The sequence below is a fragment of the Acidovorax sp. KKS102 genome (assembly GCF_000302535.1).
Classification (GTDB): domain Bacteria; phylum Pseudomonadota; class Gammaproteobacteria; order Burkholderiales; family Burkholderiaceae_C; genus Acidovorax.
Genome location: NC_018708.1, coordinates 1 through 12,412 on the forward strand (window position 1 = coordinate 1; position 12,412 = coordinate 12,412).

Consider the following 12,412-nt stretch of genomic DNA (forward strand, 5'->3'; position numbering starts at 1 on the left):
GGTTCAGTTCCGGACTGCTGCTCTTGAACCCCCTGCAATCTGTACACCACGCTGTGTATGAAACACCGCCTGAAGACAGACCCACGGGGCAGAAATAACGGCGCGCCGGGTCAAATCACCCTGAACACATTCAGGGAAACCCAAAATTATCGCAGGCTTGTGGCCGACTGGCAATGCCTTTTGGAAGGCAGGCCTTTATCGGCGCGCCGCAGAGGCTGCGGCGCCCAGCCGTTTCAGGCCCCATCGGCCCGGCCTGGCAACCCCGGATTCCCCCGGATGACAGCCGCCGTCAAATTGTGGATAACTCCTTGACAAGCTACAATCCGCCGCCTCACACCGTTCCTCCTATCCACAATAAGAATTCCCCCGCAATGATCGAGGAACCCACCCGCAGCCCCCCCCATTCGCCCGGCGCAGATGCCGGTCAGGGCCTGTGGCAAGCCTGCGTAGAGCAACTGGCGCAAGACCTGCCAGAACAACAATTCAACACCTGGATCAAGCCCCTGGTGGCCCAAGTGGCCGAAGACTTTTCCAAAGTCACGTTGCTTGTGGGCAACCGCTTCAAGCTCGACTGGATCCGTGCCCAATACGCGGGCCGCATTGCCGCGCTGCTCGAAGGCCTGTACGGCCAGCCGGTCACGCTGGAGTTAGCGCTCGCTCAGCGCGAATCCGTTGCCCGTACTTATGTGCGGCCCACTGCGCAAGAACCCGCCAGCCCCGCAGCACCGGCCGAAGCCCCGTCCAGCAGCAGTGACGACGCCACGGCGGGCGCGTTCCGCAATCGGCTGAACGCCGCCCTCACGTTCGAGACCCTGGTGGAAGGCACGGCCAACCGCATGGCGCGCTCGGCCGCCATGCACGTGGCGGGCATGCCCGGCCACCTGTACAACCCGCTGTTCATCTACGGCGGCGTGGGCCTGGGCAAGACCCACTTGGTGCACGCTGTGGGCAACCGCCTGCTGCAGGACAAGCCCGACGCCAAAGTTCTCTACATCCACGCCGAACAGTTCGTGTCGGATGTGGTTAAGGCCTACCAGCGCCGCACCTTCGACGAGTTCAAGGAGCGCTACCACTCGCTCGATCTGCTGCTGATCGACGATGTGCAGTTCTTCGCCAACAAGGACCGCACGCAGGAAGAATTCTTCAACGCGTTCGAGGCCCTGCTGGCCAAGAAGTCGCACATCGTGATGACGTCGGACACGTATCCGAAGGGGCTGGCCAACATCCATGAGCGGCTGGTATCTCGCTTCGACTCGGGCCTCACGGTCGCCATCGAGCCGCCCGAGCTCGAAATGCGCGTGGCCATCCTGATCAACAAGGCGCGCGTCGAAGGCACTGAGATTCCCGAAGAAGTGGCCTTCTTCGTCGCCAAGAACGTGCGCTCCAACGTGCGCGAGTTGGAAGGCGCGCTGCGCAAGATCCTGGCGTACTCGCGCTTCAACCAGAAAGAGATTTCGATCCAGCTGGCACGCGAAGCCCTCAGAGATCTGCTGTCCATCCAGAACCGGCAGATTTCTGTGGAAAACATTCAGAAGACGGTGGCCGACTACTACAAGATCAAGGTCGCCGACATGTACAGCAAGAAGCGCCCGGCAAGCATTGCCCGCCCGCGCCAGATTGCGATGTACCTGGCCAAGGAGCTGACGCAAAAGAGCCTTCCCGAGATCGGAGAATTGTTCGGCGGGCGCGACCACACCACCGTCTTGCATGCCGTGCGCAAGATTGCGGGCGAGCGCCAGCAGCTGACCGAGCTGAACCAGCAGCTGCACGTGCTGGAGCAGACGCTGAAAGGCTGATGCCCCATGCGCTCCCTGAGGCGGGTGTCTGTAAGAACTTGTTCATTGCGCACCCAAGAAGGCGAACAGCCGCTTACAGGGCAAAATGACGGATTGGGCAGCAGGGGGGGCACCACCCGTGCCGCTGCCGACGCACCGGTTTAGAAAATCCACAAGAGGTTGATGACATGATCGTCCTGAAGGCAACACAAGACAAGGTTCTCGCGGTTCTGCAGTCCGTGGCTGGCATCGTCGAGCGCCGCCACACGCTGCCCATCCTGGCCAATGTGCTGATCCGCAAGACGGGCAATGCCCTGCAGCTGACGACCAGCGACCTCGAAATCCAGATCCGCACCACCGCCGAACTGGGCGGCGACACCGGCGACTTCACCACCACCGTGGGCGCGCGCAAGCTCATCGACATCCTGCGCACCATGCCCGGTGACCAGACCGTGAGCCTTGAATCGGCCCAGTCCAAGCTCATCCTCAAGGGCGGCAAGAGCCGCTTCACGCTGCAAAGCCTGCCGGCTGAAGACTTCCCGCTGGTGCAGGAATCCGCCGCCTTTGGCCCCGTGTTCGCCGTGCCGCAAAAGACGCTGAAGGACTTGCTGGGCCAGGTGTCGTTTGCGATGGCCGTACAGGACATTCGCTACTACCTCAACGGCATCCTGTTCGTGGCCGAGGGCAAGACCCTGAGCCTCGTCGCCACCGATGGCCACCGCTTGGCCTTTGCCAGCGCTACGCTGGACGTCGAAGTGCCCAAGCAGGAAGTCATCCTGCCGCGCAAGACCGTGATCGAGCTGCAGCGCCTGTTGTCCGACGCGGGTGGCGAGAACCAGCCCCACATCGAGATGCAGTTCGCCAACAACCAGGCCAAGTTCACGTTTGGCGGCATGGAGTTCGTCACCAAGCTGGTAGAGGGCAAGTTCCCCGACTACAACCGCGTGATCCCCAAGAACCACAAGAACAGCGTCACCCTGGGCCGCGCCCCGCTGCTGGCCAGCCTGCAGCGCACGGCCATCATGACCAGCGACAAGTTCAAGGGCGTGCGCCTGAACCTGGAGCCCGGCACCCTGCGCGTGGCGTCGAACAACGCCGAGCAGGAAGAGGCCGTGGACGAGCTCGACATCGACTACGGTGGGGACACCATCGAGATCGGCTTCAACGTGACCTACCTCATCGACGCCCTGGCCAACATGGGCCAGGACATGGTGAAGGTGGAGCTTTCGGATGGCAACAGCTCTGCGCTGCTGACCATCCCAGACAACGACAGCTTCAAGTACGTCGTGATGCCCATGCGCATCTGAGGCGGCGTGACACCCGCCCTGCTTCACCGTTGCATCGCCACACTGCAATTGCTACTGTATTGATAGCTGCAAGCGCATATTCAATATGCGCTTGCGCCCAATTTGACCATTGAACATATTGGAAACCCCGGTTTCCACGGATCCCAAGGCCCACCATGACCGTTGACAACAACATTCCCTCCGAGCCCGAATCCTCCGGCGTCTCCGGCCATGTGGAGCCCACCGTCAACAAGATCGACACCAACCAGGCCGGCGCCAGCGAAAGCTATGGCGAAGGCGCCATCACCATCCTTGAAGGCCTGGAGGCCGTGCGCAAGCGGCCCGGCATGTACATCGGCGACACGAGTGACGGCACCGGCCTGCACCACCTGGTGTTCGAGGTGGTGGACAACTCCATCGACGAAGCCCTGGCCGGCCACTGCGACGACATCGTCGTCACCATCCACACCGACAACTCCATCAGCGTGACCGACAACGGCCGTGGCATCCCCACCGGCGTGAAGATGGACGACAAGCACGAGCCCAAGCGCTCGGCGGCAGAAATTGCCCTGACCGAACTGCACGCAGGCGGCAAGTTCAACCAGAACAGCTACAAAGTCTCCGGCGGCCTGCACGGCGTGGGAGTGAGCTGCGTGAACGCATTGAGCAAATGGCTGCGCCTGACTGTGCGCCGCGAAGGCAAGGTGCACCAGATCGAATTTGCGCGCGGCTTTGTGCAAGACCGCTTGCTGGCCACCGTGGACGGCTTTGAAGTCAGCCCTATGAAGGTGACCGGCGAGACCGAAAAGCGCGGCACCGAAGTGCACTTTTTGCCCGACACCGAGATCTTCAAAGAGAACAACGACTTCCACTACGAGATCCTGGCCAAGCGCCTGCGCGAACTCTCGTTCCTGAACAACGGCGTGCGCATTCGCCTCAAGGACGAGCGCAGCGGCAAGGAAGACGACTTCTCCGGCGCCGGCGGCGTGCGCGGCTTTGTCGAGTTCATCAACAAGGGCAAGACCGTTCTGCACCCCACCTCGTTCTACGCCGCAGGCGAGCGCCCAGCCGAGACGTACGGTGGCATCCCCGGCACGCACATCGGCGTGGAAGTGGCCATGCAGTGGAACAGCGCCTACACCGAGCAAGTGCTGTGCTTCACCAACAACATTCCCCAGCGTGACGGCGGCACCCATCTCACCGGCCTGCGCGCCGCGATGACCCGCGTCATCAACAAGTACATCGAAGAGAACGAGCTGGCCAAGAAGGCCAAGGTTGAAGTCACTGGCGATGACATGCGCGAAGGCCTGTGCTGCGTGCTCAGCGTGAAGGTGCCCGAGCCCAAGTTCAGCAGCCAGACCAAGGACAAGCTGGTGTCGAGCGAAGTGCGCGCACCGGTCGAAGACATCGTGGGCAAGCTGCTGACGGACTACCTGCAAGAAAAGCCCAACGACGCCAAGATCATCTGCGGCAAGATCGTCGAGGCCGCCAAGGCCCGCGAAGCCGCCCGCAAGGCCCGCGAAATGACCCGCCGCAAGGGCGTGCTCGACGGCATGGGCCTGCCCGGCAAACTGGCCGACTGCCAAGAAAAAGACCCCGCCCTGTGCGAGATATACATCGTCGAGGGTGACTCCGCCGGCGGCTCTGCCAAGCAAGGCCGCGACCGCAAATTCCAGGCCATCCTGCCCCTGCGCGGCAAGATCCTGAACGTGGAAAAAGCCCGCTACGAAAAGCTGCTGACCAGCAACGAAATCCTCACGCTGATCACCGCCCTGGGCACCGGCATCGGCAAGGCCGGTGGCACGACGGGCGGCGACGACTTTGATGTGGCCAAGCTGCGCTACCACCGCATCATCATCATGACCGACGCCGACGTGGACGGCGCCCACATCCGCACCCTGCTGCTCACCTTCTTCTACCGCCAGATGCCCGAGCTGGTCGAGCGCGGCCACATCTACATCGCACAGCCACCGCTGTACAAGGTCAAGGCCGGCAAGGAAGAGCTGTACCTCAAGGACGCCCCCGCGCTCGACGGCTTCTTGCTGCGCATTGCGCTGAACCACGCCAGCGTGACCACCGGTGGCGCCAACCCGCAAACCCTGACGGGCGAAACCCTGGCCGAGCTGGCGCGCAAACACCAGATCGCTGAAAGCGTCATCGCCCGCCTAGGCAACTTCATGGACGCCGAAGCCCTGCGCGCGATTGCCGACGGTGTGAGCCTCAAGCTCGACTCCGTGCAAGATGCCGAAGCCAGCGCCGTGGCCCTGCAAGCCAAGCTGCGCGAACTGAACACCACCGGCGCACCCGCCGAAGTGGCCGGCGAATTCGACGCCCGCACCGACAAGCCCCTGCTGCGCATCAGCCGCCGCCACCACGGCAACATCAAAAGCAGCGTCATCACGCAAGACTTCGTGCACGGCGCCGACTACGCCGCCCTGGCCGAAGCCGCCGAAACCTTCCGCGGCCTGCTGGCCGAAGGCGCCAAGGCGATGCGCGGCGAAGGCGACAAGCAGAAGGAAGAAAAGGTCGGCGACTTCCGCCAGGCCATGAAGTGGCTGATTGCCGAAGCCGAACGCACCACCAGCCGCCAGCGCTACAAGGGCCTGGGCGAAATGAACCCCGAGCAGCTGTGGGAAACGACGATGGACCCCAATGTGCGCCGCCTGTTGCGCGTGCAGATCGACGATGCGATCGAAGCGGACCGCGTGTTTACGATGCTGATGGGGGATGAGGTGGAGCCGCGCCGGGACTTCATTGAGACGAATGCGCTGCGGGCGGGGAATATTGACGTTTGAGGATGAGAAAAATCTTAACCCTGACCAATTTCATCCCTCAACACTTAAATGCAGAAGCATAAAAACGAACTGCTCTTTTACATGGATGACTCAGGATCAAGAGATCCTGATCGCAAGCCAGACCTCCAGAATAAAGAGCCAGACTGGTTTGCATTGGGTGGATTGATCGTAGACGTCACACAGAAGGCTGCTGTTGAAGATCGCATCGACAATTTCAGAGCGAAATGGGATCAGGTCGGAGAGGCTCCTCTTAGGTCCTACAACATACGAAATCGGAATGGAGGGTTTGGCTGGCTTGGCGGCCTAACCAAAGAAATTCAAAATGAGTTTTACGGTGATCTCACCCAGCTCATTATTGAAAGTCCAATTGTTGTTCTTGCGTGTGTCGTTCACAGACCTGGCTATAACGCTCGCTACTTGGCGCAGTACGGGCAAAGGCGATGGAGCCTATGCAAAACGGCATTCAACATTGCTGTCGAACGCGCCGCTAAATTCGCACTGCATCACGAAGCACGCATGCGCGTATTTGTAGAGCGCAGTGACATCAAAACTGAATCACGAATGAAAAGTTACTTTGATGACATGCGATCCAAAGGGCTCCCATTCAACGAAAGTAACTCTGCGAAATACAGGCCGCTCACCAATGTTCAGTTGAAATCTGCGCTATTGGAGTTTGGTGTTCGCACCAAATCTTCCAAGCTTATGCAACTTGCTGACCTTGTTCTATGGCCAGCTTGTAGAGGTGGATACGACACAAATGACCGAAACTACAAAGCTCTAAAGGACAATCACAAGCTACTTGACATGCTTTGTACTGAAGAAAACGGTCTACAAGGCATCAAGTACTCTTGTTTCCCGACAGCCTAAAAAAGCAAAAGCCCGCAATTGCGGGCTTTTGTCGGCTACCAATGATCGGCAACCTCGTAGGCTATGCCTAACGTGATTGTAGCAACTCTTCGCTAGCTAAGCGCAATGCTTAGTTCCACCATCCATCTTGGAATAGGCTCAATGTGTGTAGCACAAGATACGTCGCAACCCCATGACCGCAGTCCTTGTTGTTCTGATTGTCAGCAATGAGTTCAAGCATGCGCTCCCCCATCGCCATCGTTGACGTAGACCGCCTGGACACCTGGACCCGCTACCGCGCAGGCCTGTGCGACACCTGCGCGGCCAACTGCTGCACGATGCCGCTGGAAGTGCAGCTGTCGGACCTGGTGCGGCTGGAACTGGTGGACCCGTTCGAGGCCGAGCATGAAGAAATCCGCCACATTGCCAAGCGGCTGCAAAAGGCGCGGCTGATCGACCACTTCAACCACAAGAACGCGATCTTCACGATGGCGCGGCGGGCGAGTGGAGACTGCAACTTTCTCGACCCCAAGACGCGGCTGTGCACGGTGTATGACAAGCGGCCCGAGACTTGCCGCCTGCACCCGCAGAAGAAGAGTCCCAAGCCGGGTTACTGCGCTTACGGGGCGCGGGATCTGCAGCGGCGGGGCTGATGACAGACACGCGCTGAGGTGTCTCGCAAATCTCATCTGCGCAAGCCCGCCGCCTCAGAATCCACCGCTCCCCGCGCTCACGCCATGTCGCGCAATTCGCGGCGCAGGATCTTGCCTACGCTGGACTTGGGCAGGGCCTCCACAAACACGATCTGCCGGGGCACCTTGTAGGGGGTGAGTGCGGCGCGGCAATGGGCTGCGATCTGGTCTGCATCCACCGGTGGCGCAGTGCCCGCCGCGCGCACCACATACAGCCGCAGCGCCTCGCCCGTTTTCTCGTCCGGCACGCCAATGCAGGCGCATTCCAGCACGCCGGGGCAGGCGGTGGCCACGGCCTCGACTTCGTTGGGAAAGACGTTGAAGCCTGACACGATGACCATGTCCTTCTTGCGGTCCACGATCTTGAGGAAGCCGCGCTCGTCCAGCTGGCCGATGTCGCCGGTGCGGAAGTAGCCGTCGGGGGTGAAGGCGGCTGCGTTGGCCTCGGGCTGCTGCCAGTAGCCGCCCATGACCTGGGGGCCTTTCACGCAGACCTCGCCAGGCTGGCCCAGGGGCACGGGGTGGCCCTCGTCATCCAGCAACCGCACGTCAGTGGAGGGCAGGGGCAGGCCGGTGCTGCCGCTGAACGTAGTGACCGATGCGAGGTTGAAGGCCACCACGGGGCTGGTCTCGCTCAGGCCGTAGCCTTCGCGGATGAACTGGCCGGTGCTGGCCTGCCAGCGGGCGGATACCGAGGGGAGGATGGCAGCGCCGCCGCCGCCCGCCAGCCGCAGGTTGGAGAAGTACACGCCCTGCGTGCCGGGGTGCGCCGCCAGCCCGGCGTACAGCGTGTTGACCCCCATGAACACGCTGGGGCGCGCGGCGTTCAGCACGTCGATCAACCCGTCCAGGTCACGCGGGTTGGGCACCAGCCAGTTGCGCGCACCCACCGCAAAGTAGCTGATCAGGTTCACCATGAGCGCGAAGATGTGATACAGCGGAATGGCCGTGACGACGACCTCCTGTGCGGGGCGCAGGGCATCGGGCACGAAGGCCTTGAACTGCTCCACGTTGGCCACCAGGTTGCGGTGCGTGAGCATGGCGCCCTTGGACAGGCCCGTGGTGCCCCCGGTGTACTGCAGGAACAGCAAGTCGCCCACCTCCAGCACGGGTGGTGCAAAGGGCAGGGTGGCGCCTTCGGCCAGGGCGCGCGCGAACGAGGTGGTGGTGTGCAGGCGGGCATCGACCGGCGGGCCTGCCAGGTCGGCCGCAGTGCCGTCGCCGGGTGCCACGGTGATGATGCTGTGCAGTTCCACCCGGTCCTGGATGGCGGCCAGGGTGGCGGTAGACCCGGCATAGATCACCATCACCCGCGCCCCTGCGTCCCGTAGCTGGTACTCCAGCTCGCGCGGGGTGTAGAGCGGATTCACGTTGACCTGCACACAGCCTGCGCGCGCAATGCCCAGCATGGCGATGGGAAACGCCATCAGGTTCGGGCACATCACGGCGATGCGGTCGCCCTTGCGCACGCGCAGCACGTTCTGCAGGTAGGCCGCAAACGCGCGGGATTGCTGGTCCACATGTGCGTAGGTCAGCGTCTGGCCCAGGCAGGTGAATGCGGGCCGATGCGCGTACCGCTGCATGGCGGCACACAGCAGGTGCACGATGCTGGGATGGCTGTCGGGATCAATGTGGGCAGGGATGGCGCCATAGCTGGCCAGCCAGGGTTGGGGGGACATGGTGAAACGGTCCTCGATGAGGGTGGAGCAACAATGTGCGGGCAGGCTCAGCGCACGGCCTTGGCCAGTGCGGCGAAGGCTTGCCGGTCCAGCGCGTGGGTGAAGGCGGTGTTGGGCACGGGGTGTGTGGAGAACTTCACCACCACCAGCTCGGCCGCCGGGTTGATGTGGATGTGCTGGCCCATCAGGCCTTTGGCTTCAAAGGTGCCATCGGCATCGTGGGGTATCCACCACTGGTTGTGGTACGAGTAGCCCGCGCGCATGGCCGTGCCCGGGGCCTTGCTGAACTGGGCGGGGTCGGCCCCTTTGCGCAGCTCGGCAATGGTGGCGGGCGAGACGATCTGCTGGCCGTTGAAGCGGCCGTTGGATCGCAGCATCTCGCCCAGACGGCCCAGGTCACGCAAAGTGGCGTTCACGCCCACGCTGGTGGACTGGCCGCCGTTGGCATCGGCAAACACATACGCGTCCTCCTGCGTTCCCAGCTTGGACCAGATGCGCTCGGACAGCAGCGTGGCGTAGCTCTTGCCGGTCACGCGCTGCAGCAGCCAGCCCAGCACTTCCGTGTCCACCGACTTGTAGGCAAACGCGGTGCCGTGCTCGCCGTCCTTCTGCACGGTGGGCAGATGCTCGACCATGCTCTTGGCCCCATTGCTGCCGGGGCGCGCAGGCTGCAGGCCCGCAGCGGCCAGGTACTGAAAGACACCGGAGGTGGGGTCCGCAAAGTCTTCGGCGTATTTGACGCTGGTGGTCATGTCCAGGGTCTGCTGCACGGTGGCATCGGCCCAGGCGCTGTTGGCCAGTTCGGGCAGGTAACGCACGATGCGCGCACCGGCGTCGATGGCGCCTTCCTGGATGAGCTCCGTCACCAGCAGCCCCACCAGCGATTTGCTCATGGACCACAGCACATGCGGTTGCTGCGGCTGCATGCCGATGTGATAGCGCTCGTACACCACACGGCCCCGGTGCAGCACCAGCAGGGCGTCGGTGTAGGTGGCCTTCTGCCAGTCGGCCAGCGTGGTGGGCGCGCCTTTGTCGTCAGCAAACGCCAGGGTGTCGGGCAAGGCGCGCGGCGCGGCGGGCAGTGCGCTGGGCGCGGCGGCACCCCGCCAGATGGTGGCCGTGGGCCCCAGTTCGCGCAGGTGCTGCGCGGCCCAGCGCACGTTGGGGTACTTGAGGATGTTGGCCAGGCGCACGATCTTGTCGGGCGCCGGAGGGAAGCCCTGCATCAGCTGCAGGGTCACGGGGTTGGTGGCGTCTGGCGGCGGCAGCTGGGGGGCCTGGGCCTGGCTGGCAGGCGCAAACCCCAGCAGGGTACAAGCCAGGGCGACGGCGGTAAAGGAAGGGGTGAGGTGGCGATGAAGAGAGCGCATGGTGAGAAGGCCTCGGTCAAGAAACGTGAGATGGGGAAGAACAAAAAAAGAAAACGGAATCGGTCGGGCCGATCAGCCCGGCGCGGCCAGCAGCGTGCGGATCACGCCTTCGGTGCGCTCGTATTCGCCTTCGCCAAAGTGCTTGTAGCGAATGCGGCCTTGCGCATCGATGAGGTAGGTGGCGGGCCAGTACTGGTTGCTGTAGGCCTTCCACGTGCCGTAGCGGTTATCCTGTGCCACCGGGTGCTTCACGCCATGGCGGCGCATGGCGGCTTCCACGTTGGCGGTCGGGCGCTCGAACGGAAACTCTGGCGTGTGCACGCCCACCACGGTGAGCCCCTGGGGCGTGTATTGCTCGGCCCAGCGGTTCACATGGGGCAGGGTGCGGATGCAGTTGATGCATGCGTACGTCCAGAAGTCCACCAGCACCACGCGGCCGCGCAACTGCGCCAGGCTCAGCGGTTCGGAGTTGAGCCAGCGCTCGATGCCGGTGAACTCGGGCGCAGCGCCCAGGTCGGGCAACGCGGCGGCGGGACTGGCGGGGCTGGAGGGGCCCGCTGCATACGCCAAGCCGGGGGCCGCCAGTGCAGCGGCCATCGACGCCAAAAAGGCACGACGCTCGGAAAAGCGCGGGGAAGAGGGGTGCAATGTCATGGTGAAAGCTCCTTGCAATCGGTGGGGTGTCGCCCCTTACAGGCCGCCCCAGCCCGAGGGATAAAACTGCGTAAGCCAGACGGTGATTTGCCCATCCACCTCCCACAGCATGGCCAGCGCGATGGCAATGACCACCACGCCAAACACCTGCTGCACGCGGTGTGCGTGGCGTGCAATGCGGCGCACATGGGTGGCAGCAGCCTGGCCGCCATAGGCAATGGCCAGCATGGGCAGTGCTGCGCCGGTGGAATACGCGAGCAGCAGTACGGCGGTGCCCACCCCCGGTGGCTCGGTAGCGATGAGGGTGAGGATGGAGGCGAGCACCGGCCCGGCGCAGGGTGTCCAGACCGCGCCCAGGCTCAGGCCCAGCAGCAGTCCGCCCCAGTTGCCGCCCCCGCTGCCCATGCCCAGGCTGGCCATGCGGTTGAGCACGCCGCCCGCATGTTGGCTGAGCCACTGGAACGGCCGGGGCCACACCGTGAGCACGCCAAACACCAGCAGCATCACGGCGGCAAGCCGGCGCAGGCCTTCCTGAGACACACCCAGCACCTGCGTGAAGCTGCTGAACAGCAGTGCCACGGCCGCGAACGACAGCGCAAAGCCCAGGGCAATGAACAGTGGGCGTGTGCGGCGCGCTGAGTCGGCACCGCTCACTGAGGCCCCCAGCACCACGGGCAGCATGGGCAACACGCAGGGCGCTCCCACCGTGAGCATGCCGGCGGCCACGGCCAGCCAGGGCGAGGTGGTGGCCATGGTCATTGCCCGCTCCCCTGCTCGGCCGCTGGGCGGCGCCACACCTGGGTCTTGCCGAACAGCGGAATGCCCACGTACGCGTGCACCAGCAGTTGCTCCGGCTCGGCTGGCGTCAGGTTGACGCGGTAGGTCTTGGCGTTCTCGCGGTTGTAGATTTCGCCCTGGTACTCGCTGCTGCCGCCCTCCGCCGGGCGCAGGCCCGACAGCAGCGTCATGCCCAGTGCAGGCCGCGCGTCGGCCGCCGCCATGTCAGCGCCCGGCGCGCTCATGGAGCGGTTGGCCAGCACCCGCACCACCTTGCCGCACAGGGCGTTGCCACCGGCGGGGTTGCAGGGGGCGATGTTCACTTCCAGATTGCCGCTCTCGGTGATCCAGCGGCCCAAGGGGGCTTTAGGATGGGTTGCACCCGGTGCAGGCGCCACAGCGGCTGGCGGCGCTGCCGCAGCCTCTTGCGCGCTGGCTGCCTGCGCCAGGCCCAGGGTCAGCAGCGCGGTCACGGCGATGAATGGTTTCATGGCAAGGTCCTCGTGAAGTTCAGGAAGACCGCATTGAAGCCAGCGCA

At 63.4% G+C, this 12,412-nt stretch carries 10 protein-coding genes; 5 read left to right on the forward strand and 5 right to left on the reverse strand.

Features of this window, described 5'->3' with window-relative positions; genetic code table 11:
- Positions 1-371: 371 nt before the first annotated feature.
- From dnaA to C380_RS00020, 5 genes are all read left to right on the forward strand, one after another.
- Entirely contained in the window at positions 372-1,796 is a 1,425-nt protein-coding gene (gene dnaA, locus C380_RS00005; protein ID WP_015011828.1) for a chromosomal replication initiator protein DnaA, read from the forward strand.
- A gap of 167 nt (positions 1,797-1,963) precedes the next feature.
- Positions 1,964-3,082: a DNA polymerase III subunit beta gene (dnaN, locus tag C380_RS00010; RefSeq protein ID WP_015011829.1), complete on the forward strand. Its 1,119-nt coding sequence runs from the start codon at positions 1,964-1,966 to the stop codon at positions 3,080-3,082.
- Between the two features lie 155 nt (positions 3,083-3,237).
- A complete protein-coding gene (gene gyrB, locus C380_RS00015; RefSeq protein ID WP_015011830.1) occupies positions 3,238-5,856 on the forward strand; it encodes a DNA topoisomerase (ATP-hydrolyzing) subunit B in 2,619 nt (872 codons plus the stop codon).
- Between the two features lie 48 nt (positions 5,857-5,904).
- Positions 5,905-6,723, forward strand: coding sequence for a DUF3800 domain-containing protein (locus tag C380_RS24165; RefSeq protein ID WP_015011831.1), 819 nt, complete (start codon positions 5,905-5,907; stop codon positions 6,721-6,723).
- Between the two features lie 218 nt (positions 6,724-6,941).
- Positions 6,942-7,355, forward strand: coding sequence for a YkgJ family cysteine cluster protein (locus tag C380_RS00020; protein ID WP_015011832.1), 414 nt, complete (start codon positions 6,942-6,944; stop codon positions 7,353-7,355).
- A 77-nt stretch (positions 7,356-7,432) separates the two neighbouring features.
- Here C380_RS00020 and C380_RS00025 read toward each other — a convergent pair whose 3' ends face one another.
- The 5 genes from C380_RS00025 to C380_RS00045 form a co-directional block, all read right to left on the reverse strand.
- Positions 7,433-9,073 carry an AMP-binding protein gene (locus C380_RS00025; protein WP_015011833.1) on the reverse strand — a complete coding sequence of 547 codons (1,641 nt, stop codon included), beginning with the start codon at positions 9,071-9,073 and terminating at the stop codon, positions 7,433-7,435.
- Positions 9,074-9,120: 47 nt separating this feature from the next.
- Positions 9,121-10,443 (reverse strand): serine hydrolase, encoded by a 1,323-nt coding sequence (locus C380_RS00030; RefSeq protein ID WP_015011834.1) that lies wholly within the window; start codon positions 10,441-10,443, stop codon positions 9,121-9,123.
- Between the two features lie 72 nt (positions 10,444-10,515).
- Positions 10,516-11,097 carry a thioredoxin family protein gene (locus C380_RS00035; RefSeq protein WP_015011835.1) on the reverse strand — a complete coding sequence of 194 codons (582 nt, stop codon included), beginning with the start codon at positions 11,095-11,097 and terminating at the stop codon, positions 10,516-10,518.
- A gap of 36 nt (positions 11,098-11,133) precedes the next feature.
- Positions 11,134-11,856 carry a cytochrome c biogenesis CcdA family protein gene (locus C380_RS00040; protein ID WP_015011836.1) on the reverse strand — a complete coding sequence of 241 codons (723 nt, stop codon included), beginning with the start codon at positions 11,854-11,856 and terminating at the stop codon, positions 11,134-11,136.
- The gene (locus tag C380_RS00045; RefSeq protein WP_015011837.1) at positions 11,853-12,365 is read right to left on the reverse strand and encodes a DUF2147 domain-containing protein; all 513 of its coding nucleotides are present in this window, start codon (positions 12,363-12,365) and stop codon (positions 11,853-11,855) included. The genes C380_RS00040 and C380_RS00045 overlap by 4 nt, the downstream gene beginning before the upstream one ends.
- Positions 12,366-12,412: the final 47 nt, after the last annotated feature.